Annotated in this window: 22 protein-coding genes and 1 tRNA gene; 13 read left to right on the top strand and 10 right to left on the bottom strand. The window is 60.2% G+C overall.

Annotation, left to right across the window (positions count from 1 at the left end):
* Positions 1-9: 9 nt before the first annotated feature.
* The 4 genes from PL599_RS11840 to PL599_RS11825 form a co-directional block, all read right to left on the bottom strand.
* Positions 10-660, bottom strand: coding sequence for a hypothetical protein (locus PL599_RS11840; protein WP_142912286.1), 651 nt, complete (start codon positions 658-660; stop codon positions 10-12).
* A gap of 249 nt (positions 661-909) precedes the next feature.
* Positions 910-1,449: an AAA family ATPase gene (locus tag PL599_RS11835; protein WP_269824718.1), complete on the bottom strand. Its 540-nt coding sequence runs from the start codon at positions 1,447-1,449 to the stop codon at positions 910-912.
* A gap of 206 nt (positions 1,450-1,655) precedes the next feature.
* Positions 1,656-3,134, bottom strand: a complete 1,479-nt coding sequence (gene tig, locus PL599_RS11830; RefSeq protein ID WP_217004797.1) for a trigger factor — start codon at positions 3,132-3,134, stop codon at positions 1,656-1,658.
* Between the two features lie 228 nt (positions 3,135-3,362).
* Positions 3,363-3,445: transfer RNA gene (locus tag PL599_RS11825), tRNA-Leu, on the bottom strand.
* 652 nt (positions 3,446-4,097) lie between these two features.
* On the opposite strand from PL599_RS11825, the gene PL599_RS11820 reads away from it, so the two are divergent.
* The 8 genes from PL599_RS11820 (at position 4,098) to PL599_RS11785 (ending at position 12,239) form a co-directional block, all read left to right on the top strand.
* Positions 4,098-4,244 (top strand): DUF1127 domain-containing protein, encoded by a 147-nt coding sequence (locus PL599_RS11820; protein ID WP_004433052.1) that lies wholly within the window; start codon positions 4,098-4,100, stop codon positions 4,242-4,244.
* 478 nt (positions 4,245-4,722) lie between these two features.
* Positions 4,723-4,866, top strand: coding sequence for a DUF1127 domain-containing protein (locus PL599_RS11815; RefSeq protein ID WP_003515516.1), 144 nt, complete (start codon positions 4,723-4,725; stop codon positions 4,864-4,866).
* Positions 4,867-5,324: 458 nt separating this feature from the next.
* Complete coding sequence (trmFO, locus tag PL599_RS11810; protein ID WP_269824677.1) at positions 5,325-6,782, top strand: methylenetetrahydrofolate--tRNA-(uracil(54)-C(5))-methyltransferase (FADH(2)-oxidizing) TrmFO; 1,458 nt, start codon at positions 5,325-5,327, stop codon at positions 6,780-6,782.
* A 150-nt stretch (positions 6,783-6,932) separates the two neighbouring features.
* On the top strand, positions 6,933-8,060 hold the full coding sequence (locus PL599_RS11805) for an S-(hydroxymethyl)glutathione dehydrogenase/class III alcohol dehydrogenase (RefSeq protein ID WP_077982185.1): 1,128 nt from the start codon (positions 6,933-6,935) through the stop codon (positions 8,058-8,060).
* 282 nt (positions 8,061-8,342) lie between these two features.
* Complete coding sequence (locus PL599_RS11800; RefSeq protein ID WP_332909360.1) at positions 8,343-9,083, top strand: hypothetical protein; 741 nt, start codon at positions 8,343-8,345, stop codon at positions 9,081-9,083.
* Between the two features lie 105 nt (positions 9,084-9,188).
* The gene (locus PL599_RS11795; protein ID WP_077982183.1) at positions 9,189-9,452 is read left to right on the top strand and encodes an acyl carrier protein; all 264 of its coding nucleotides are present in this window, start codon (positions 9,189-9,191) and stop codon (positions 9,450-9,452) included.
* A complete protein-coding gene (locus PL599_RS11790; protein ID WP_269824679.1) occupies positions 9,449-10,978 on the top strand; it encodes an AMP-binding protein in 1,530 nt (509 codons plus the stop codon). The genes PL599_RS11795 and PL599_RS11790 overlap by 4 nt, the downstream gene beginning before the upstream one ends.
* A complete protein-coding gene (locus tag PL599_RS11785; protein WP_269824680.1) occupies positions 10,962-12,239 on the top strand; it encodes a type III PLP-dependent enzyme in 1,278 nt (425 codons plus the stop codon). Before PL599_RS11790 ends, PL599_RS11785 begins: the two co-directional genes overlap by 17 nt.
* Here PL599_RS11785 and PL599_RS11780 read toward each other — a convergent pair whose 3' ends face one another.
* The 6 genes from PL599_RS11780 to coaD all read right to left on the bottom strand — a co-directional run bounded on the left by PL599_RS11780 (position 12,240) and on the right by coaD (position 17,640).
* Positions 12,240-13,397, bottom strand: coding sequence for an aminodeoxychorismate synthase component I (locus tag PL599_RS11780; RefSeq protein ID WP_269824681.1), 1,158 nt, complete (start codon positions 13,395-13,397; stop codon positions 12,240-12,242).
* 123 nt (positions 13,398-13,520) lie between these two features.
* Positions 13,521-14,651, bottom strand: coding sequence for a tRNA guanosine(34) transglycosylase Tgt (gene tgt / locus PL599_RS11775; protein WP_065115820.1), 1,131 nt, complete (start codon positions 14,649-14,651; stop codon positions 13,521-13,523).
* The gene (gene queA, locus PL599_RS11770; RefSeq protein ID WP_269824682.1) at positions 14,651-15,751 is read right to left on the bottom strand and encodes a tRNA preQ1(34) S-adenosylmethionine ribosyltransferase-isomerase QueA; all 1,101 of its coding nucleotides are present in this window, start codon (positions 15,749-15,751) and stop codon (positions 14,651-14,653) included. Before queA ends, tgt begins: the two co-directional genes overlap by 1 nt.
* 250 nt (positions 15,752-16,001) lie before the next feature.
* A complete protein-coding gene (locus PL599_RS11765; protein ID WP_077982178.1) occupies positions 16,002-16,511 on the bottom strand; it encodes a peptidylprolyl isomerase in 510 nt (169 codons plus the stop codon).
* 35 nt (positions 16,512-16,546) lie between these two features.
* Complete coding sequence (locus tag PL599_RS11760) at positions 16,547-17,116, bottom strand: peptidylprolyl isomerase (protein WP_269824683.1); 570 nt, start codon at positions 17,114-17,116, stop codon at positions 16,547-16,549.
* 29 nt (positions 17,117-17,145) lie between these two features.
* Entirely contained in the window at positions 17,146-17,640 is a 495-nt protein-coding gene (coaD, locus tag PL599_RS11755; protein WP_077982176.1) for a pantetheine-phosphate adenylyltransferase, read from the bottom strand.
* Positions 17,641-18,076: 436 nt separating this feature from the next.
* On the opposite strand from coaD, the gene PL599_RS11750 reads away from it, so the two are divergent.
* The 5 genes from PL599_RS11750 (at position 18,077) to trpC (ending at position 22,463) form a co-directional block, all read left to right on the top strand.
* The gene (locus PL599_RS11750) at positions 18,077-18,256 is read left to right on the top strand and encodes a hypothetical protein (protein ID WP_271359070.1); all 180 of its coding nucleotides are present in this window, start codon (positions 18,077-18,079) and stop codon (positions 18,254-18,256) included.
* 41 nt (positions 18,257-18,297) lie between these two features.
* Positions 18,298-18,432, top strand: a complete 135-nt coding sequence (locus PL599_RS11745; RefSeq protein WP_006314429.1) for a hypothetical protein — start codon at positions 18,298-18,300, stop codon at positions 18,430-18,432.
* A 268-nt stretch (positions 18,433-18,700) separates the two neighbouring features.
* Positions 18,701-20,593 carry a peptidylprolyl isomerase gene (locus tag PL599_RS11740; protein ID WP_137410468.1) on the top strand — a complete coding sequence of 631 codons (1,893 nt, stop codon included), beginning with the start codon at positions 18,701-18,703 and terminating at the stop codon, positions 20,591-20,593.
* 15 nt (positions 20,594-20,608) lie between these two features.
* Positions 20,609-21,637: an anthranilate phosphoribosyltransferase gene (gene trpD / locus PL599_RS11735; RefSeq protein WP_142912296.1), complete on the top strand. Its 1,029-nt coding sequence runs from the start codon at positions 20,609-20,611 to the stop codon at positions 21,635-21,637.
* Positions 21,638-21,647: 10 nt separating this feature from the next.
* Complete coding sequence (trpC, locus tag PL599_RS11730) at positions 21,648-22,463, top strand: indole-3-glycerol phosphate synthase TrpC (protein ID WP_077982171.1); 816 nt, start codon at positions 21,648-21,650, stop codon at positions 22,461-22,463.
* Positions 22,464-22,465 lie beyond the last annotated feature (2 nt).

Below are 22,465 nucleotides of genomic sequence, written 5' to 3'. Positions count from 1 at the left end.
CGCATACCCTCACCACCGAATGCTATACCGCGCACTCACGCCGGGCCGGAAATGATCCGCATAGCCCTGATCAAGCGTGCCGCGCACAGTCAGGTGATCGCCAATCTTCTGCTCCACCGCCACGCCGCTGCTGAACTCATTGAAACTGTTTCGGCTCGCCCCCGTGAGCACAAAGGCAGTGCCGGTTTCCGACCGGGACAGGCGCAGCGACTGCGACACATCCAGCCCGTTCCATTGCTGCGCCGTGCCGTCATAACGGACGGTGAAATTGCGGTTCGCCTCGATATCCAGCTCCGGCGTGACGACACGTTTCTGCCGCGAGGTCATGGAGATACTGCTCGAACCCGTCAGCGCATTGAAAATGACGCCGACATCACGGGCCAGGGAAACGCCAGGCAACTGTTCGGCGAGCAGCGTGACATTGCCCCAGAACCGCACCGGCGTATCGACCAGCTGCCCACCCTTAGACGCGCTCATGCCCATTTCGAGGCCCGCCCGGATCGGCGTATCGACCGGCAGCTTCGCGCCGATGCGCGCCGTATAGGAACGGTCTGAATTCTTGACCGGCTTCCAGATCAGCCCGGCCTCATCAGCATGGGCCGCGGTGCCAGTGGCGGTGAAAAGAGACAACAGGAGGGTAAAACCCATTCTTGGCGACATATCTTGTCCCCTGGCAAATAAGGGCGCGCCGGGAGAACCCGGCAGGCACGGTAAAAGCGTAAGGCCAACGGTTGGCAGCGACGAGGCCGCATCGAGCGGCGCTTCATGCCCGAACGGCCGCTGAATACGACCTGAGCAAATCATGCGGCGCAAAGTGCCAGATGAACGGGAGATGAACAAGAGCAGATGCAGCAAAAAATCATGCTGCACTGCATTGTGATCAGAACGAGGACGCGGGTAGCTCGGCCGCTACTCTTTTTCGACCGTAGGCGTGCACCGGGCGAGAATATCATCCACCACCACGGTCAAAGGTCTGGATGAATCGAGGACCGTTGCGTCAACGGGGATGTCTTCCTTCGTTGCATGGAGTTGCAGGACAAATTCGCGCTCCTGCGGGTTTCCGCCGAACTCGTCCGCGGGTCTCTCGATCAGCCGTTTTCGCAAGGTCTCGCTATCGAGATCGAGAACGAAGACCTCATCGAACACATCCATGAAACGCTGAAAATTTCTCGAGCCACCGCAAAAGAATGTGAGTGCGTGGCTGCGGTCGGCGGCGATCCGCCGAACCTTTTCGACATCCCAGATATGATGCCGATGCCGGAAAGGCATATCGGTCGCATCGCCCCGCAACAACGCGGGATTGAGCGGTTCGCCGGTTTCAGGGTCGCCCTTGTAGGCAAGCTCCCGGTCGCCGTGGATCACATGATGGCCACGCCGCTGAAGTTCTGTCGCAACCGAAGTCTTGCCGACCCCGGAGACACCCTCGACCAAGTAATTTCTCACACCCATGGCACTGCCGTTCGGCATTCCTCGACTATGGTCCTTGAAGCCTGACCCAGCATTATGGGTTTCGACTATAATAACTAGGAATGACGCAACGATGTCGAAGGATTGAGAAACGGGCGATTGCGTAGCTGAACAAGCGAGGCGCCCAAACAAAAAGGCCGCTGCTTTCGCCGCGGCCCTTCCATTCAATCAGCTTTCGCCAACCAAGATTATTCAGCGTCGCCTTCAGCGGCCTTCTTCTTGGCAGGAGCCTTCTTCTTCGGAGCGGCTTCTTCGCCTTCAGCGGCGTCGTCAGCCTTGGCAGCAGCCTTTTTCTTGGCAGGCGCCTTCTTCTTGGTTTCCGTGGCTTCTTCGCCGTCGTCAGCCAGCAGCTCTTCCTTGGAAACGGTCTTGTCCGTTACCGAGATTTCGGTGAGCAGCTTGTCGATGACCTTTTCTTCGAAGATCGGAGCGCGCAGCGAAGCGGAAGCGCCTGGCGTGTTGCGGAAGAAATCGAGGATTTCCTTCTGCTGACCCGGGAACTGCTGCAGCTGCTGGAACAGCGCGCGCTGCATTTCTTCTTCGGTCACTTCGACGCCGGCCTTTTCGCCGATTTCGGAGAGAACGAGGCCGAGACGGACGCGGCGTTCAGCGAGCTTGCGATATTCTTCGCGGGCTTCTTCTTCGGTCGTGTCTTCGTCAGCAAAGGTCTTGCCGGACTGGGCGAGATCGGTGTTGATCTGGCGCCAGATATTGTCGAACTCGGCGTCGACGAGGCCAGCCGGCGTGTCGAACTTGTACATTTCGTCGAGCTGGTCGAGGATCTGACGCTTGACCTTCTGGCGGGTGACGTTGCCATACTGGCTCTCGATCTGACCCTTGACGATTTCCTTCAGCTTTTCAGCCGATTCGAGACCGAGCTTGGTCGCCAGTTCGTCGTTGATTTCAACGGCGGCAGCGGCAGCAACTTCCTTGACGGTGATGTCGAAGTTGGCTTCCTTGCCGGCAAGGTTCGCAGCCGGGTAATCGGCCGGGAACGTCACGGTGATGGTCTTTTCGTCGCCGGCCTTGACGCCAACGAGCTGGTCTTCGAAGCCGGGGATGAAGCGGCCCGAACCGAGAACCAGTTCAGCGTCTTCAGCAGCGCCGCCATCGAAGGCTTCGCCATCAACCTTGCCGAGATAGTTCATGGTGACGCGGTCGCCTTCAGCGGCCTTGCCCTTCTTGGCTTCAAAAGTGCGGGCGCTTTCGGCGATCTTGAGGATCTGCTCGTTGATTTCGTCTTCGGAGACTTCAACAACTTCGCGGGTAACCTTGATGCCGTCATTGGCCTTCAGTTCGATGGCCGGAATGATTTCGTAGGCAACGGTGAATTCGAAATCGGATTCGGCCGACAGGATCTTTTCGGCTTCCTGCTCGTCTTCGGTCATCGAGATGGCCGGCTGCGTTGCGGACTTTTCGCCACGGCTGGAGAGGATTTCGGTCGGCTTTTCACGAACCAGCTCGTTGACGAGATCGGCCATGATGGACTTGCCGTACATCTTCTTCAGGTGGCCAACCGGCACCTTGCCGGGACGGAAACCGTTGATGCGAACCTTGTCCTTGGCGTCAACCAGGCGCTCGTCCAGACGGGCCTTCATGTCGGCGGCCGGAATAACGACCTTGAGTTCGCGCTTCAGCCCTTCAGCGAGCGTTTCGATAACCTGCATTTTCTCAAACCTTCACATCATGGCGGCGGTGCTCAGACAGCCGTTGGTTTACTTTCGAGCACTGCACTGGAACAACGTCCCGGCCGTGGCTTCTGTTATTTCGTTGCACAAGCGCCTGCCGGACACCTTCGCGCCCGCGCCTGAGACAGCTTGAGGGGCACCCCAAAAGCCCTCGCATCTTATAAAGATGCACTCTGGCGCAAGCGTGGCGCAGCCATGCCTTGCTTGTGGTGCGGGTAGAGAGACTCGAACTCCCACGCCGAAGCGTTGGTACCTAAAACCAATGCGTCTACCAATTCCGCCATACCCGCACGTTGGGCGGCGGTATGTCACAATGTTCTGAAAGGGTCAAGCGCGCCTTGTCGCCGCCTTTCGTTTCCTCCGGACTTTTCTCACCCGCAGTACCGGCGGCGGGAGCCGTCGGCGGGCGCCGCTTATTCGCCGCCCTGACAGGGGACAGCGCGCGACAGCCGGGCAGAGGCAATCTTTGGGCGGAAAACGGCAAGCCGCACCCCATCCTCCCCCGCCTTCCCGACCCGGGCCGCCCGGCGCATCGCATGCCGGCAGGCGGAAAAAAAGCAGACAATATTTATGCAGCTGCATTGACATTATATATAGCGCCCGCCGCAGCCGGATTGCAGGCCCTTGCTGCAAATCAGCGATGGAGGGCTTCTGCCCCCTTGCCCCGGCATTATCCGGTCATACCGCACGCTCTCGCACAACCACCCACCAGACGATCACCCAAAGCTCATAAAATGGTCACAAATTATGCACGAATCGTCGCAATCGGCCTGATTTACCGGCTTGCATTGCAATTAGCGCATAGGTGGCATCTTGCTTTGTCTGTTTTTGTTTTGATTAAACCGATTATATTCATGGCCATACAGAGATCGAGTTCAGCCCCGGACCAAAGCCTCCCAAGACTGGCCGTTGAGACTGAACAGCACGAAGAGGAAGATGAAAATGAACATTGCACGCTCGCTCACCAACTGGCGCAAGTATCGTCAGACCGTAACCGAACTCGGCCGCATGACCGACCGCGAACTGAGCGACCTCGGCATCGGCCGTCAGGACATCCGCCGCGTCGCCAAGACCGCCGTCGGCTTCTGATTATACGCCCGCCGCTCCTTGCGGCGGATGCGAGACGACCTACTCAAAAGGCCTGAGGCTCCCGCCTCCGGCCTTTTTTCGTTTTGGGCGGTTCTCCGGGGCGAACCGGCAATGCCACAGCCGCCCGCAGGGTCGGCAGATGAAAAATGCATCGATGGCCGACCCCATTTACGCAACGCCCGGACAGCGCGCGCCCTTCCCGGTGCGTCTTTTTACACCAGCAAGCCCCTTTTGCGCCGCCAAAGGCTGCCAAACCCGTCAAAACCGCCTGAAACACAGGCATTTTCGCTCATATTTTGCTCAGATGATATTCAAAGCCGCAAATTTAGCCGACATAGTGCACAAATGCATGGCAGTAGCCTAAAATCTGCACTGCACAACATGGCTCAATGTCTATATATAAACCTCAACAGCCGAGAGCACAGAGAAACGCTGAGCCGGCCGACGAAATCAACAGAGATAGATTGAGGAAACGACCATGAACCCTATCCGCATCGCAAAGAACTGGATCTCCTACCGCCGCACGATCAACGAACTCGGCAGCCTGTCCAACCAGGCCCTGAGCGACATCGGCCTGACCCGTTACGACATCCGTAACGTTGCTTCCCGTTCGTTCCGCTAAGGCGTAAACGATCGTCCCGCTGCCCGACCTCCAGGGCGCGACGATTGAGCGACAGGTTTTAAGAAAACGGCGCCTCGGGCGCCGTTTTTGATTCTGGGGTTTGCTGAAGACACCAGCCTCTGGAAAAGCGCCCGGCATCGCAGCATATTTCTTCTCCCCGCCGGGGAGAAGGTGGCCCGAAGGGTCGGATGAGGGGGCAAGCCCGCGGTCTATCTCTACCCTCGCCCCCTCATCCCGCTGCCGCGGACTTCTCCCCCTGGGGAGAAGAAACACGCGGCATGCGCTCGATCCACAACGCCAACCGGCTCTTCCCCCGCTTACGCCCCGCAAAAACATTTGGCTGCCCAGGCCATGCATGCTAGTGCATCCCGCAACAATGCCGCGTCCCCAAGGGACCCGCGCGGAACCATCACTCGAATGACAGCCGCCGGACGGGAGCTTTGCCCCGCGCGCGGTTCATGGACGCCAGCATGCAAGACAAGACCCATTCTCCCATTCACGTCGTGGGCGGCGGACTGGCCGGCTCGGAAGCCGCATGGCAGATTGCTGAGAGCGGCGTGCCTGTCATCCTGCACGAAATGCGCGGCGTGCGCGGCACAGATGCGCATAAGGGCGATACGCTGGCGGAATTGGTCTGTTCCAACTCCTTCCGCTCCGACGACGCGACGGCCAATGCGGTCGGTGTCATCCATGCGGAAATGCGGCTTGCCGGCTCTCTCATCATGGCCTGCGCCGATAAACACCAGGTGCCGGCCGGCGGCGCGCTCGCCGTCGACCGCGACGGGTTTTCGCAGGCCGTAACGGATATGCTTGAAAATCACCCGCTGGTGACAATTGTCCGCGAAGAAGTAACAGGCCTGCCGCCAAAGGAATGGGGCAGCACCATCATCGCCACCGGCCCGCTCACCTCGCCGGATCTGGCGGCAGCAGTTCAGGCCGAGACGGGCGAAGATGCGCTGGCATTCTTTGATGCCATCGCGCCCATCGTGCACCGCGACAGCATCAACATGGATATCTGCTGGTACCAGTCACGTTACGACAAGGTCGGCCCCGGCGGCACGGGCAAGGATTACATCAACTGCCCGATGGACGAAGAGCAATATAACGCCTTTATCGATGCGCTCATTGCCGGTGATACGGTCGGTTTCAAGGAATGGGAGGGCACCCCCTATTTCGACGGCTGCCTGCCGATCGAGATCATGGCGGAGCGCGGCCGCCAGACGCTGCGCCACGGCCCGATGAAGCCGATGGGCCTGACCAATGCCCATAACCCGACCGTCAAGGCCTATGCCGTCGTCCAGCTGCGGCAGGACAATGCGCTCGGCACGCTCTATAATATGGTCGGTTTCCAGACGAAGCTGAAATATGGCGTGCAGGCGGATGTGTTCCGCATGATTCCCGGTCTCGAAAATGCGGAATTCGCCCGCCTCGGCGGCCTGCACCGCAACACCTATATCGATTCCCCCATCCTGCTGGACCGCTCGCTAAGGCTGAAATCGCGGCCGGACCTGCGTTTCGCCGGCCAGATCACCGGCTGCGAAGGGTATGTGGAAAGCGCCTCCGTCGGGCTTCTCGCCGGTCGCTTCGCAGCGGCCGAACAAAAGGGCGAAACCCCGAGCCTGCCGCCGGCCACCACGGCGCTTGGCTCGCTGCTCAACCACATCACCGGCGGCCATCTCTCTTCCGATGATGAGCCGGGCAAGCGTTCCTTCCAGCCGATGAACATCAATTTCGGCCTGTTCCCGGAACTGGAGCCGGGCTCCATCGTCAAGCCTGATGGCGTGAAACGTTTTCGCGGCAAGGACAAGACCATCATGAAGCGCCAGCTCATCGCAGCGCGGGCGCTGAAGCATTGTGCCGCTTGGCTTGGCGTGGAACACGTCGCAACGGAACAAGAGAGCGACGCAACGCCATAGGCCTGCCCCGCATCTATCGGCCAGAATAAAGGGGCATGTGTCCGCACACGCCCCTTTTCCATTCCGGGTCACCGGATTTTGCCTTGCCCGGCCAGTCGCGCTCGGGCAAAACCTTTTTATTTCGACATTAAAAGACTGAGGAGATCGAATATGGACGTTCGCGCCGCCGTTGCCATTCAGGCAGGAAAACCGCTCGAGGTCATGACCGTTCAGCTTGAAGGTCCCCGCGCCGGCGAAGTGCTGATCGAGGTGAAGGCCACCGGCATCTGCCACACCGACGATTTCACCCTCTCCGGCGCCGATCCGGAAGGCCTGTTTCCGGCGATCCTCGGCCATGAAGGCGCCGGTATCGTCGTTGATGTCGGCCCCGGCGTTACTTCGGTCAAGAAGGGCGATCACGTCATTCCGCTCTACACGCCGGAATGCCGTGAGTGCTATTCCTGCACATCGCGCAAGACCAATCTCTGCACCTCCATCCGCGCCACGCAGGGCCAGGGCGTGATGCCTGACGGCACCTCGCGCTTCTCCATCGGCAAGGACAAGATCCATCACTATATGGGCTGCTCGACTTTCTCGAACTATACGGTTCTGCCCGAGATCGCGCTGGCCAAGATCAATCCCGACGCGCCCTTCGATAAGGTCTGCTACATCGGCTGCGGCGTGACGACCGGCATCGGCGCCGTCATCAACACCGCTAAGGTCGAGATCGGCTCCACCGCAATCGTCTTCGGTCTCGGCGGCATCGGCCTCAACGTGCTTCAGGGCCTGCGCCTTGCCGGCGCGGATATGATCATCGGTGTCGATATCAACAACGATCGTAAGGCCTGGGGCGAGAAGTTCGGCATGACCCACTTCGTCAACCCGAAGGAAGTCGGCGACGACATCGTGCCCTATCTGGTCAACATGACGAAGCGTAATGGCGACCTGATCGGCGGCGCGGACTATACGTTCGACTGCACGGGCAATACCAAGGTCATGCGCCAGGCGCTGGAAGCCTCACATCGCGGCTGGGGCAAATCCGTCATCATCGGCGTTGCGGGTGCGGGCCAGGAAATATCCACCCGTCCGTTCCAGCTCGTCACCGGCCGCAACTGGATGGGCACCGCCTTCGGTGGCGCGCGCGGCCGCACGGATGTGCCGAAGATCGTCGACTGGTACATGGAAGGCAAGATCCAGATCGACCCGATGATCACCCACACCATGCCGCTCGAAGACATCAACAAGGGCTTTGAGCTGATGCACAAGGGTGAATCGATCCGCGGCGTCGTGGTTTATTGATTCCAGGCGAAGGCGGGCGCGCCTGACGGTGCGCCCGCCATTCGTGCAAATGTGATTGCCAAGAGTCTGCTGCAGCCATGGCGATTAACGGCACGGTAAATCTATCGTCGTAAGCCGATACTGCGCGGTGGAGTTGAAAACCTCTCCCCGGCCAGAGCAAGGCCAGACAGCGGAGAGCGACCCGTGAAAATCGTACCGATCGACAACGGAAACCGCGCCGCCGCCGTTGGCCTTCTGGCGAAAGGTTTTCCGGAAAAAAGCGAGGCCTTCTGGGAGCGCGGCCTGTCGCTTATCGGTGAACATCACGAGCGGCGTCATCTCGGCCCCATCGGCCAATTGCTGATGAAGGGCGGCGATGCCGCAGGCGTGCTGCTGACAATCAGGAGCCGCCTGCCCGATACCGGCCAAGTGATCGTCAATCTTTCAAGCTGGTATGTCGAGCCGTCCTGCCGCTGGTTCGCGCCGCGCATGTTGCAGATGGCGTCATCGGACGAAAACGAACTCTTCACCGATCTCACCCCCTCGCCCGAAGCCCGCCAGCTGAACGAGCGGCTGGGGTTTCACACGGTGACAAATTGCACATTGTTTTATCCGCTGCCGCTCACGACTTTTCGCCCGACAGGCGGACGGCTTCATCCGTTCACACAGACAACGGCGAAAACTCTCTCTTCAGAAACACGCGACATGCTGGAAGACCACGCCCGTCTGGGCTGCATCGTGGCCATTCTGGAAGCGGAAGGCCGTCCCTATCCTCTGGTTTTCCTGAAAACCATAACCAAAAAACTCCCCTCCGCCCGCCTGATCTATTGCGAGGACCGGCAGATCGCGCAAAGCCACCTGCCCGCCATTGCCCGCCACCTGCTGGGTAAAGGCCGGCTCGCGCTCACCATGGCGGCTTGCGAGGAGGACCGAAAGGCGGCCGGCTTTGCCGCACATAAAATTGCACCAATACAAGTAAAAGGCGCATGGAACCCACAGTTTATTAACGAAACATACTCAGAGTTGGTGTTATTGCCACCTTAGGTATTCTAGTGAATCCTTCGTGACCTGATGGAATCCTGGCCTTTACAGGCAAAGCGTCGTTCCGGGGCGGGTCCATGGTTTCAAACGGGAAATTGGAGAACAAGCATGCTCGCGGCGAAAGAAAATGAAATCGACGTTGCCGACACGATTTATTCCTACCTGGCTGACCGTTTTCCCGCCTATGCCCCCTTTTCCGCCGATACGCTGCTTCTCGAAGGCGGCGCGATCGATTCGCTCGGCTTTCTCGAGTTGATGGTCTTCCTCGGCGAGAGTTTCGGCATCATTCTCGATGACGAGCATTTCCAGCCCGAAAATCTCGGCACGCCGGCCGATCTCGTCGCCTTCGTCCTCAGGGAACGGAGGAGATGACACCCCATTTCCTGCTGCACCACCTGCTTACCGCCCGCGCGGCAAGCGACGACCAGGCACTAGTCCACAAGGACCGATCGCTGAATTATCGCGACTTTGCCACAGCGGCGGCCCGTTGCGCAGCGGCATTGCAGGAAGCCGGCGCGCAACGCGGTGACCGCGTCGTTATCTATCTGCCGCGCGGCATCGCGGAATGCTGGTCGATCTTCGGTGTGAGCATGGCGTCCGGCGTCTTCGTGCCGGTGAACGCATTGCTGAAAGCGCAGCAGATTCGCCATATCGTCAAGGATTGCGGCGCAAAAATCGTCATCAGCGACGCCGCGATGATGGAAGAGCTGAAAGCGGCACTGGAAGACCTTCCCGATGTCACGGTGCTGCTGGCGGAAGAGATCGAAACCCGCGCAACGCCTGCCCGCCCTTCAGCGGCAATCGGCGAAGACCTGGCCGCCATTCTTTATACCTCCGGCTCCACCGGCTCGCCCAAGGGCGTGATGCTGTCGCACCGCAATCTTCTGGCCGGCGCGCGCATCGTGCGCACCTATCTGGCAATCACCGGCAGCGACCGCATTTTGTCCCTTCTGCCCTTCAGCTTCGATTATGGCCTGAACCAGCTGCTCACGGCGGTGGAACAGGGTGCGGCCACGATCATCTCCACCTTCCGGCTGGGCGACGAGATTATCCGCGATCTGCGCGACCATGCCATCACGGGTCTCGCCGGCGTGCCGACGATCTGGGCGATCCTGACGAAAGCCGCCCCGTCGCTGACAAAGACGCCTCTGCCGCATCTGCGCTACATCACCAATTCCGGCGGACGCGTGCCGCAGGAAACCGTCAAGGCCTTGCGCGAGAAGTTGCCGGATACGAAAATCTACCTGATGTATGGCCTCACGGAAGCCTTCCGCTCCACCTTCCTGCCGCCCGATGAAATCGACCGCCGCCCAACTTCCATCGGCAAGGCCATTCCCGAATGTGAAATCTTCATCGTCACCGATAAGGGACAGAGGGCGAAGCCGGGTGAACCCGGCATTCTCGTGCATCGCGGCCCAACCGTCTCGCTGGGTTACTGGAACCGGCCGGAGGATACGGCAAAGGTGCTGCGCCCTCACCCCTTCATTCCGGCGGCGCTGGGCGGCGAGACCGTATGTTATTCCGGCGATCTGGCGGTGGAGGACGAGGACGGTTTCTTCAGCTTCGTCGCCCGCAACGATGCGATGATCAAATCGTCGGGCTATCGCATCAGCCCGACCGAGGTGGAGGAAAGCCTGATGTCGACGGGGCTTTTCCGTGAGGTCGCCGTCATCGGCCTGCCGGACCCCTTCGCGGGCGAAAAGGTCCATGCCGTGGCGACTGCCGCCAACCAGAATATCGACGTTTCGGCAGCGCTGAAGAAGGCCGCCGAAATGCTCGCCCCCTTCATGATCCCGCGCGCCATCGAACTGGTGGAACGACTGCCGGTCACGGCCAATGGCAAGGTGGATTACCGCGCGCTGGTGCGCGAACGGACGGACAATGGCGCCAACGGATAAACCCCAGACCCACGGCCCGACCTTTGCAGCCGCGTCATTCGACATAAGCGAGAACGATCTGATGATCGGCGGACTTTCCGTGCGCGATATTGTCGCCGGGACCGGAACGCCGTGCTTCCTTTATGACGCCGCCGCCATGCGCCGCGCGTATCGCGATCTCGAAACCGCGCTGGGCGGTTTTGCCGATATCTATTATTCGGTGAAGGCCAATCCCCTGCCCGCCATCGTCTCGCTTCTCCGGCAGGAAGGTGCGGGTGCGGAAATCGCTTCCGTCGGCGAATATCGCGCCGCCATTAAGGCTGGTGTCGCAGCGGAAAACATCATCTTCGCCGGCCCCGGCAAAGGCATGGCCGAACTGCGCGAAGTGATCGAGAGCGGTATCGGCGAAATCCACATCGAAAGCGCCGAGGAAATTGCCCGCATCGAGGCGATCGGCAGGCCGGTCAAGGCGTCGATCCGCATCAATCCGGTGCCGGATGCGCAGGCGGGCGCCATGCGCATGGGCGGCAAGGCCACCGCCTTCGGTTTCGACGAGGAAGAGCTGGAAAATGTCCTGCCGCTCTTCAAGGACGCCCGATATATCGATCTCGTCGGCGTCCATATTTACGGCGGCACGCAGATTCTCGATGCCGACATGCTTGTCTCCCAGTGGCGACACGGCATTTCCGTTGCCGCGCGCATGGCCGAGATGCTCGGCAAGCCGCTCGAAACCATCGATCTCGGCGGCGGTCTCGGCATCCCCTATTTCGCCGGGGAGACACCGCTTGATCTCGCGAAGGTGGCCGCTGCCATTCCCGATCTCAAAGCGCTTCTTAACGAGCACCCGCTGATCGCCGAAGCCCATATCATCATCGAACCCGGCCGCTTCCTCGCCGGTCCCGGCGGCATCTATGTGGCGGAAGTCAATTCCGTAAAGACCTCGCGCGGCACCACCTTCGTGGTGGTGGATGGCGGCATGCACCATCACCTTGCAGCATCCGGCAATCTCGGCCAGATCGTCAAGCGCAACTATCCCATTGTCGCACCTGCCATGATGCAGGCGGAGCATGAGGAAACGGCAACCATCGTCGGCCCGCTCTGCACGCCGCTCGATACGCTTGCCCGCAATGCGGCCCTGCCGAAGCTGAAAGCCGGCGACCTCATCGCCATCCTGCAATCGGGCGCTTATGGCGCCAGCGCCAGCCCCGTGGGCTTTCTCAGCCACCCGGCGGCGAAGGAAGTGCTGGTTGAGGATGGGACGTTTGAGGTGATCGGGCGATAATCACCCCCGCAGCAACCTGTCCCCCACCGCGAATTTCGATTTCAGCAGACACTCGTCATACTCTGCCTCACCTACGGAATCGAACACGATGCCGCCGCCGACATTGAAGACCGCACGGCCGTCGTCAAACAGGCTGAGCGTGCGGATCGCCACGGAGAACCGCATCTCACCATTTGGAGACATGAAGCCAATTGCGCCGCAATAGACGTCGCGCGGGGTCGCCTCCAACTCGCGCAGGATTTTCATCGCCCACATTTTCGGTGCGCCGGTAACGGAGCCGCAGGGAAACAGGGCGGCGAAGATATCTTCCACCGTCACGTCGAGCAGAAGTTTCGCCCTGACATGGCTGACCATCTGATGCACGGTCGGATAGGTCTCGATATCGAACAGCCGCGGCACATCAAGGCTGCCGACTTCGGTAATGCGGGAAATATCGTTGCGCAGCAGATCGACGATCATGCGGTTTTCGGCGAGCGTCTTTTCGTCGCCAAGCATTGCGGCGATGATCGCCCGGTCTTCTTCCGCATCGGCCCCGCGCGGCGTCGTTCCCTTCATCGGATGGGTTTCGATGAAACCTTCCGCATCGACCGAGAAAAACAGTTCCGGAGACCGCGACAGGATGACCGGGCCGCCGAGATCGACCAGCGCGCCATATTTCACCGGCTGCCGTTCGATCAACGACCAGAAGGCCGTCAGCGGATCGCCGCTCCAGCGGGCGTGAACGGGCATGGTCAGATTGCCCTGGTAACAATCACCGCGACGCAGATGCTCATGCAGCTTCTCGAAACGCTGCCGATATTCGGGAAGCGTCCAGGCCGCTACCGGTTCGGTCAGAAAGGCGTCCGCATCTGGCACCGCGTCGGGTCGCGCAAAGCGGCCTTCATCCGGCTGCGGGCCGGAGAAGACGCCGAAATTGAGAAACGGTACGTTGCGGGGCTCGGCGGCAAAAGGCGCAAGCTTCGGCTCGAACAGGAAACCAGCCTCGTAGGACATATAGCCGGCAAGGTATTTCCCGGCGCGCCGCAACGCCTCCATGCGCTCCAGCGCGGCAAAAAACGCCGCCGGTTCATCCGCGACGATGATCTCTTCCGGCTCGGTGAAGGCTGTCACCGTGCCGGTCGTATCATCCCGGAAAAGAACGTAAGGCGCGTGTGCCAAGGAAAAATCCGTAGAATGAAGGTTTGGGGCGTTCAAAGCGGCGAATAGAAACCTCTCCTCCGTCATCCTCGGTCCCCGGATCAAGCCCGAGGATGACGTCGAGTGTCGGGGAGGCTCTGCAACCTAAACCGGGTCTATATCGCCCCGCGCCCACATTTCGATGGTTTCCGCATAAAAATCGGCGAAACGGCCTTCCTCGATCGACTTGCGGATACCCTGCATCAGCTCCTGATAATAGGCAAGATTGTGCCAGGAGAGCAGCATGCCGCCAAGCGCCTCGTTGGAGCGCGTGAGGTGATGCAGATAGGCGCGGGAATAGTCACGCGAGGCCGGGCAGTTGGACTGCTCGTCCAGCGGGCGCATATCCTCGGCGTGGCGGGCATTGCGGATATTGACCCTGCCACGGCGGGTAAAGGCCAGTCCATGACGGCCGGAGCGGGTCGGCATCACGCAGTCGAACATGTCGATGCCGCGCGCGACGGACTTGAGAATATCGTCAGGCGTCCCGACACCCATCAGGTAACGCGGCTTTTCGGTGGGCAGCACCGGCAGGGTGATATCGAGCATGCCGAGCATCACATCCTGCGGCTCGCCGACGGCAAGTCCGCCCACCGCATACCCCTTGAGATCGAGCTGCTTCAGTCCCTCTGCGGAACGAATGCGCAGGTCCGGCTGGTCGCCCCCCTGCACGATACCGAACATGGCCTTGCCCGGCTGCTCCCCGAAGGCGACGCGGCAGCGCTCGGCCCAGCGCAGTGACATTTCCATGGCGCGCTCGATTTCCTTGCGTTCGGCGGGCAGCGCGATGCATTCGTCAAGCTGCATCTGAATGTCGGAATCGAGCATGCCCTGAATTTCGATGGAGCGTTCCGGCGACATGTGGTGCAGCGAACCGTCAACATGGCTCTTGAAAGTCACGCCCTGCTCATCAAGCTTGCGCAGGCCGGAAAGCGACATCACCTGAAAACCGCCGCTATCGGTGAGGATCGGATGCGGCCAGCGGATCAGCTCATGCAGGCCACCGAGGCGCGCAACACGCTCAGGACCCGGCCGCAGCATCAGGTGATAGGTATTGCCGAGAATAATATCGGCCCCCAGCTCGCGCACCTGATCGAGATACATGGCCTTGACGGTGCCGACGGTGCCAACCGGCATGAAGGCGGGCGTGCGGATGACGCCGCGCGGCATGGCGACTTCGCCGAGGCGCGCGCCGCCGCTCGTGGCTTTCAGGGTGAAAGTGAATTTGTCGTGCATCAGTTTTTCCGGAACAACAGGCTGGAATCGCCATAGGAATAGAAGCGGTATCCGGTTTCGATGGCGTGCTTATATGCGTCACGCATCGTTTCGAGACCGCAGAAAGCCGAAACGAGCATGAACAGCGTCGATTTCGGCAGGTGGAAATTGGTCATGAGCATATCGACCGCGCGGAAGCGGTATCCCGGCGTGATGAAGATGCCGGTGGCGTCGGACCATGGGTGGATGGCGCCATCTTCCGTCGCCGCGCTTTCGATCAGCCTCAGCGACGTCGTGCCGACGCAGACGATACGTCCGCCGCGCGCCTTCACCGCATTCAGCCGGTCAGCGGTTTCCTGCGAGACGTGGCCGATCTCGAAATGCATCTTGTGGTCATCGGTATCGTCGGCCTTGACCGGCAGGAAGGTGCCTGCCCCCACGTGAAGCGTCACGAAATGCCGCTCGATACCGGCCTTGTCGAGCGCCGCAAACAGCTCGGGCGTGAAATGCAGGCCGGCGGTGGGGGCGGCAACGGCGCCTTTCTCGCGGGCGTAGATGGTCTGGTAGTCGGTCTGGTCCTGCGCATCTTCCGGTCGCTTGGCCGCGATATAGGGCGGCAGCGGAATATGGCCGACGGAGGCAATCGCCTCATCCAGCACCGGACCGGAAACGTCGAACAGCAACGTGATCTCGCCGTCCTCGCCCTTTTCCTCAACGGTGGCTTCGAGATGGGCAAGGCCGCAGGCCCCGCTGAATGAATTAGCATTGTCGCGCTCGTAACCAAACCGGATGCGGTCGCCTTCCTTGATGCGCTTGCCGGGACGCGCGAAGGCCTTCCAGCGCGATTGATCGGCGCGCATGTGCAGCGTGGCCGAAACCGCCGTCTCCGGCGCACCGTCGCGCAGGCGCACGCCTTCCAGCTGGGCAGGAATGACGCGGGTGTCGTTGAAGACAAGCGCATCGCCGGGTCGCAGGAAGGACGGAAGGTCGAAGACGCGATGGTCTTCCATGCGATTTTCATTCGGATCGACCACCAGCAGGCGCGCACTGTCGCGCGGGTTTGCCGGGCGAAGGGCGATATTCTCCTCGGGCAGATCGAAATCGAACAGGTCTACGCGCATTGCAAGGGCTCTCGAAAATATCAAAACCCGCCCTGCATTGCGTGGGGCGGGTGGAAGGTGATGACAAGGGTGCCTCTACGCTCGACGTCATCCTCGGGCTTGTCCCGAGGATCTAACCACGTTGACGTTGTGGATCATCAGATCCTCGGGACAAGCCCGAGGATGACGTCTGCGTGGTTGGCACCCTTGTCATCAATGTGAAACGCCCCGCAGTTTCCTGCGGAGCGGGTAAACGCTTTATACGCTACGCTCAAGCCGCAGAAGCGAGCTTCATCGAAACGATCGAATCGGGATCCTTCACCGGCTCGCCGCGCTTGACCTTGTCGATGGCTTCCATGCCTTCGATGACCTGGCCCCAGACGGTGTACTGCTTGTTGAGCCACGGGGAATCGGTAAAGCAGATGAAGAACTGCGAGTTGGCGGAGTTCGGGCTCTGCGAACGGGCCATGGAGCAGGTGCCGCGCACATGCGGAATGGCGGAGAATTCTGCCTTCAGGTCTTCCTTGTCGGAACCGCCCATGCCGGCGCGGGCCGGGTTGAAGCTTTCGGAACCCTTCTTGCCGAACTTCACGTCACCCGTCTGGGCCATGAAGTCTTCGATGACGCGGTGGAAAACGACGCCGTCATAGGCGCCTTCCGATACCAGTTCCTTGATGCGGGCGACGTGGCCCGGCGCAACTTCAGGCAGCAGCTGGATCACGACCTTGCCGGTCGTGGTTTCCATGATGATGGTGTTTTCCGGATCCTTGATCTCGGCCATGTTATTCTCCTCTGTTCGGGCTCTATTGCCCTACCTTACTTCTTGCCGACGGTGACCTTGATCATCCGGTCGGGGTTGGAAACTTCGCCGTTGCTGCCCTGCCCGCGCTTGATCTTGTCCACGGCTTCCATGCCGGACACGACCTTGCCGACCACGGTATATTGACCGTTCAGGAACGGGCCGTCGGCAAACATGATGAAGAACTGCGAATTGGCGGAGTTCGGATCCTGCGAGCGGGCCATGCCGACCACGCCGCGCGTGAACGGAACCTTGGAGAATTCGGCCGGAATATCCGGCAGGTCGGAACCGCCCGTACCCGCGCGCTGGGCGCTGAAGCCCTTTTCCATGTTGCCGTATTGCACGTCGCCGGTCTGCGCCATGAAGCCGTCGATGACGCGGTGGAAGGCGACATTGTCATAAGCGCCCTTCTTGGCCAGCGCCTCGATCTGCGCAACGTGCTTGGGCGCAACTTCCGGCATCAGCTCGATAACGACAGGACCGTCCTTCAGCTGCACGGTCAAGAGTTCGGCTGCAGAAGCAAGGGTGCTGGCGGCAAGTGCGCCTGCAAACATGGCGCCGGCAAAGGCAAATCGAACGAGTTTCATCGGATTGGCTCCAGAATGTAAGGCTGAAGTCAGCGCTTCAGCTTGGCGTTGAGGGCTTCAAGCACGGCTTTCGGCACGAAAGCCTCGACATTGCCGCCCATGGCGGCGATTTGCCGGACCAATGTGGCTGTAATGGGTCGCGACGATGTGCCGGCGGGCAGGAATACGGTCTGGATATCCGGCGCCATCTGGCGGTTCATGCCGGCCATCTGCATTTCATAATCGAGATCGGTGCCGTCGCGCAGGCCGCGCAGCAGAAGGCGTGCGCCGTGCTTTCGGGCGGCATCGACGACCAGATTATCGAAGGAGACGACTTCCATGCGCGCCGCTTCACCCGGCAGATGTTCGGCAAGCGCCTGCTTTATCAGCCCTGCCCGTTCCTCGAAGCTGAACAGCGGCGCCTTTCCGGGATGAATGCCGACGGCCACGATGACTTTCGACGCCACGTTCAGCGCCTGGAGAAGCACATCCAGATGTCCGTTGGTCATCGGATCGAAGGATCCTGGATAAAAGGCAATCGTCATATCGCTCTCAGGTGGTGGGCGCGTCTCGACGCTTCGACATATGTGCCGCCTTTTGTCATGGAGAGGCACGCCGCGCAAGACTTTATAACCATCCCTCACACGCACGGCTGTGGCGTGAACCCCGGATGAATGGGCCGTTCAGTGCTGTTTCACAGCTATTTTGTTTAAATGCACAGCATCGGGAAACCGAAACGCCCCTCACCCGTTAATCACCCGGAGAATTGAAAATGCTGGCCTTCATGATCGTCCTTTCGGTCATCGCATCATTCGCAGCCGAGTATGTTTTTCTCGAATGACGCCCTTCGCCAGATTCCTGAACGCCAGATGAACGAGCCATTCAAGGAAGTTTCACCGGGGCGATGCTAATCGATTTTTACGGTTAACGCGGAACATGTTGAAACATGGTGCGTTAAGACAGAACCAAAGGAACGGACAGATGTTTGTAAGAGAAAAACAGTCTACTTCGGCGAAAATCAGCTTCATCAGCACCGCCTGGACAGTACTGGTTATCGCAATGGTAGCAACGACGTTTAGCCTTTATGAGCAGAAGCCTGAAGCCCAGGGACCGGACTACCCGCAGCTGACCGCCCGTTATCAGTATATGAATTATTACTGAGTAACGGAGAGAATTTTCTCAAATCTCCCGGAGACGATATCATGTTTACATTTCTGACGATGCTTCTGGCCCTGATCAGCGTAATGTTCGTGACGTCGATGATCTCCGTGGTCGCCGAGATGCGACGCGAGGATGAGGAATTCAAGGCGACGATCCGCCGAAACCGCGCCTTCTGAGCGCGGCAGACCGGCCTCAGCGCTTTTTAAAATGATTCTTCGTAACCGCCTGGACCCTCCGGGCGGTTTTATTTTGCCGCCTCACGGGGCGATACGGAGAAGATGACGGCCGAAAAACCGGCCTCCAATCACATAAGCGTTTTCAAAACCCCGTTTTTCCAAGGCAAATTCCCTTCAATTTCCCTTTGGATTGATTTAAGGAACGCCGATACGTTGCGGGCCGGAAGGCTGGCGACCGCAATGACGTTCCTGTGAGGTTTGCATAACGATGCTCGATTCCCTGAGAAATGCTTCTCGAACCATGGCAGCCAAGCTGCTGCTTCTCCTGCTTGTTGTTTCGTTCGGCGTCTGGGGCGTTTCCGCATCGCTTGTCACCTCCAATTCCCATGCCGTCATGACGGTGGGTGACCAGACGGTGAGCCCGCAGGAATTCCGCCTTGCCTATCAGCGCCAGATTTCCGATCTCAGCCGTCAATTCGGAACAAGGCTGACGACCGAGCAGGCCAAGGCCTTCGGCATTGATCGTCAGGTCTTTAGCCAGCTTGCGGCGGGCGCAGCACTTGACGAACTGGCATCAAAAATGAATCTCGGCCTTTCGGAAGACCGCCTCGCCAACCTGATCGCCGAAGACCCGGCCTTCAAGTCGGTCAACGGCCAGTTCGATCGCAATCTCTTCAGCGAACGCCTGCGCAATTCGGGGTTCCGCGAGGATGACTATATCAAGGAACGCAGCAAGGTCGCCGTCCGAAGCCAGATCGTCGAAGCCGTGTCGGACGGTTTTACCGCACCGCAGGTGCTGGTGGATGCGTTGAAACAATATCGCAACGAGCAGCGCGCCGTCGATTACGTCATTCTTTCGAACGCCGTCATTCCACCGGTCAAGGCACCGGGCGACGACGTGCTTGCCCCCTGGTTCGAAACCAACAAGGCGAAATATCGCGCACCGGAATTCCGCAAGTTCACCTATGTGAAGCTGGAACCATCCGATATTGCAGAACCGGCGTCGGTAACGGACGCGCAGATTGCCGATTATTATAACAGCCACAAGGACAGCTTCCGCACCGCCGGCCGTCGCACCGTCGAGCAGCTGACCTTCCCGGAAAAGGAAATGGCAGCCGCTGCCGCCGAGCAGATCAGGCTTGGCAACACCACCTATGACCAGGTGGTGAAGGATCAGGGCAAGACCGCGTCCGACGTCACGCTCGGCGAATTCACCAAGGACACCATTCCCGACCAGTCGATTGCCGACGCCGCTTTCGCCATCCAGAAGGATGGCGGCGTATCTCCGGTGGTCGACGGCTCTTTTGGCCCGGTCATCCTGCGCGTCACCGGCATCAAGCCGGAAACGACCCGCACACTGGAAGAGGCGAAGGAAGATATCCGCAAGGATCTCGCCACGGCCGCCGCCGCCGAAGAAATCACCAATGTTCACGACCGGTATGAAGACCTGCGCGCCGGCGGTTCTTCGCTCGCCGACGCTGCCCAGCAGCTGAACCTGAAACCCGTCACCGTCGCCGCCATCGACGCGTCCGGCCTCGATGAAAAGGGTGATAAGGTTGAGGGCCTGCCCTCCCCGCAGCTGGCGCAGGAGGTCTTCAAGACCGAACCCGGGACGGAAGCGCTGCCGATAAATCTCGGGCGTGAAGGCTACATCTGGTTCGATGTCGACCAGATCATCCCCGCCCGCGACCGCACGCTTGCCGAAGTCCGCGACGATGTCGTGGCCGACTGGACGGCGGAGCAGCAGCGTAACGCGCTTGCCGCCAAAGCCGAAGAACTGAAAACGCGCGTCGAAAAGGGCGAGACGCTGGAAGCAGTAGCGGGTGAGTTGAGCCTCGCGGTCGAACAGAAGTCCGGCCTGCGCCGCAACAGCGAAGACGCTATTTTCGGCCAGCAGACGATCGCGGCGGTCTTCTCCGGCGCAGAGGGCAAGGTGGGCGAGGCGGCTGATGCCGACGGTTCCAGCCGTATCCTCTTCAAGGTCACCTCGGTCGACACCAATGCGCCTGCCGATGCGCTCGCCAATGACGACCAGCAGTTCGCCGCCATTGCCCGCGCCGCCGGCGACGACATGCTGGACCAGATGGTCAACCGCCTGCAGAATGACTATGGTGTGACGATCAATCAGGCCCTCGCCGATCAGGCGATGGTCGGTTTCTAACCGGGGGGCGACAAGATGGCCGAACTGAAGCCGCTGATCGCCAAGGTCGCGAACGGAGAAAGCCTGAACCGCGAGGATGCGCGCACTGCTTTCGACATTCTGATGTCGGGCGAAGCCACCCCGTCGCAGATCGGCGGTTTCCTGATGGCGCTGCGCGTGCGTGGCGAAACGGTAGACGAAATCGTCGGCGCCGTTTCTTCCATGCGTGCCCGCATGCTGCCGGTTTCGGCCCCCGCCAATGCCATCGATATCGTCGGAACCGGCGGTGATGGCATCGGCACCTACAACATCTCGACCCTGGCCTCGATCATCACCGCCGGCACTGGTCTGCCGGTCGCCAAACACGGCAACCGGGCGCTGAGCTCCAAGTCAGGCACGGCAGATGCCCTCTCGGCACTCGGCGTGAAGCTCGATATCGGTCCCGATCTCATCGCCCGCTGCATCGCGGAGGCTGGCCTCGGTTTCATGTTCGCGCAGCTTCACCACTCGGCCATGCGCCATGTCGGCCCGAGCCGCGTCGAACTCGGCACCCGCACCATTTTCAACCTGCTCGGCCCCCTCTCCAACCCCGCCGGTGCAAAACGTCAGCTACTTGGCGTCTTCTCGCCGCGCTGGCTGGTGCCGCTCGCCGAAGTGCTGCGCGATCTGGGGTCGGAGAGCATCTGGGTCGTGCATGGCGACGGCATGGACGAGGTGACGACGACGGGCGTTACCCACGTCGCGGCGCTGGAAGACGGCAAGATCCGCACTTTCGATCTGACGCCGAGGGATTTCGGTGTCGAGCCCGCTTCCATGGAAGACCTGAAGGGCGGCGATGGCATTGCCAATGCGGCAGCGCTGCGCGAGGTTCTGTCCGGCAAGCGCAACGCCTATCGTGACGTGTCGCTGTGCAACGCGGCCGCAGCGCTGGTCATTGCCGGCAAGGCGGAAACGCTTACCGACGCGATGACGATTGCAAGCGATGCGCTCGATAGCGGCAAGGCCGCTGCCGCGCTCGACCGATTGGTCGCCGTATCCAACGAAGCCAATTCAGGGCAGGAATGAGAGCGAGATCATGAGCGACATCCTGAAAAAGATCGAGGCTTACAAGCTCGAGGAAATCGCCGCCGCCAAGGCCAAGGTTTCGCTGGCCGATCTGAAGGCCATGGCTGCGGACCAGAGCGCACCGCGCGGTTTCTATAAGGCGCTGCGGGCAAAACAGACCGAAGGCAAGTTCGGGCTTATCGCCGAAATCAAGAAGGCCAGCCCCTCGAAAGGCCTCATCCGACCGGATTTCGATCCGCCGGCGCTGGCCGCCGCCTATGAAGCCGGTGGCGCTGCCTGTCTTTCGGTGCTGACGGATAGGCCAAGCTTTCAGGGCGCGCCGGAATTCCTGACCGCCGCCCGCAATGCCTGCGCCCTGCCGGCGCTGCGCAAGGATTTCATGTTCGACACCTATCAGGTGCATGAGGCCCGTGCCTGGGGTGCGGACTGCATTCTCCTGATCATGGCATCGCTGTCGGACGACGATGCGAAGCGCCTCGAAGACGAGGCTTTCGCGCTCGGCATGGATGTGCTGATCGAAGTGCACGATGAAGAGGAAACCGAGCGCGCGCTGAAGCTCGCCTCCCCGCTTCTTGGCATCAACAACCGCAACCTGCGCACCTTCGAAGTCGGCCTCGAAACCAGCGAAAAACTGGCGGGCCTCGTACCGGCTGACAAGCTGCTGGTGGGCGAAAGCGGCATCTTCACCTTCGAGGATTGTAAGCGTCTCGAAAAAAGCGGCATCAGCACCTTCCTCGTCGGCGAAAGCCTGATGCGCAAGGACGATGTGACAGCGGCCACCAAGGCGCTTCTGACCGGCCAATCCGGCATTCTGGCCGCGGAATAAGA

Source organism: Agrobacterium sp. ST15.16.055 (assembly GCF_027956555.1).
Lineage (GTDB): Bacteria > Pseudomonadota > Alphaproteobacteria > Rhizobiales > Rhizobiaceae > Agrobacterium > Agrobacterium salinitolerans.
The sequence above is the reverse complement of the archived record's forward strand: the minus strand, read 5'-3'. Positions and strand labels throughout refer to the sequence as shown.

What these genes read in the sequence shown, in the direction of transcription:
- PL599_RS11840 (WP_142912286.1), bottom strand. Translation starts at nt 660, where the DNA reads ATGTCGCCAAGAATGGGTTTTACCCTCCTGTTGTCTCTTTTCACCGCC.
- queA (WP_269824682.1), bottom strand. Translation starts at nt 15,751, where the DNA reads ATGCGCGTAGACCTGTTCGATTTCGATCTGCCCGAGGAGAATATCGCC.
- trmFO (WP_269824677.1), top strand. Translation starts at nt 5,325, where the DNA reads ATGGACGCCAGCATGCAAGACAAGACCCATTCTCCCATTCACGTCGTG.
- PL599_RS11835 (WP_269824718.1), bottom strand. Translation starts at nt 1,449, where the DNA reads ATGGGTGTGAGAAATTACTTGGTCGAGGGTGTCTCCGGGGTCGGCAAG.
- PL599_RS11785 (WP_269824680.1), top strand. Translation starts at nt 10,962, where the DNA reads ATGGCGCCAACGGATAAACCCCAGACCCACGGCCCGACCTTTGCAGCC.
- PL599_RS11745 (WP_006314429.1), top strand. Translation starts at nt 18,298, where the DNA reads ATGTTTACATTTCTGACGATGCTTCTGGCCCTGATCAGCGTAATGTTC.
- PL599_RS11820 (WP_004433052.1), top strand. Translation starts at nt 4,098, where the DNA reads ATGAACATTGCACGCTCGCTCACCAACTGGCGCAAGTATCGTCAGACC.
- PL599_RS11740 (WP_137410468.1), top strand. Translation starts at nt 18,701, where the DNA reads ATGCTCGATTCCCTGAGAAATGCTTCTCGAACCATGGCAGCCAAGCTG.
- trpD (WP_142912296.1), top strand. Translation starts at nt 20,609, where the DNA reads ATGGCCGAACTGAAGCCGCTGATCGCCAAGGTCGCGAACGGAGAAAGC.
- trpC (WP_077982171.1), top strand. Translation starts at nt 21,648, where the DNA reads ATGAGCGACATCCTGAAAAAGATCGAGGCTTACAAGCTCGAGGAAATC.
- PL599_RS11765 (WP_077982178.1), bottom strand. Translation starts at nt 16,511, where the DNA reads ATGGCCGAGATCAAGGATCCGGAAAACACCATCATCATGGAAACCACG.
- PL599_RS11760 (WP_269824683.1), bottom strand. Translation starts at nt 17,116, where the DNA reads ATGAAACTCGTTCGATTTGCCTTTGCCGGCGCCATGTTTGCAGGCGCA.
- coaD (WP_077982176.1), bottom strand. Translation starts at nt 17,640, where the DNA reads ATGACGATTGCCTTTTATCCAGGATCCTTCGATCCGATGACCAACGGA.
- PL599_RS11815 (WP_003515516.1), top strand. Translation starts at nt 4,723, where the DNA reads ATGAACCCTATCCGCATCGCAAAGAACTGGATCTCCTACCGCCGCACG.
- PL599_RS11790 (WP_269824679.1), top strand. Translation starts at nt 9,449, where the DNA reads ATGACACCCCATTTCCTGCTGCACCACCTGCTTACCGCCCGCGCGGCA.
- tgt (WP_065115820.1), bottom strand. Translation starts at nt 14,651, where the DNA reads ATGCACGACAAATTCACTTTCACCCTGAAAGCCACGAGCGGCGGCGCG.
- tig (WP_217004797.1), bottom strand. Translation starts at nt 3,134, where the DNA reads ATGCAGGTTATCGAAACGCTCGCTGAAGGGCTGAAGCGCGAACTCAAG.
- PL599_RS11805 (WP_077982185.1), top strand. Translation starts at nt 6,933, where the DNA reads ATGGACGTTCGCGCCGCCGTTGCCATTCAGGCAGGAAAACCGCTCGAG.
- PL599_RS11795 (WP_077982183.1), top strand. Translation starts at nt 9,189, where the DNA reads ATGCTCGCGGCGAAAGAAAATGAAATCGACGTTGCCGACACGATTTAT.
- PL599_RS11750 (WP_271359070.1), top strand. Translation starts at nt 18,077, where the DNA reads ATGTTTGTAAGAGAAAAACAGTCTACTTCGGCGAAAATCAGCTTCATC.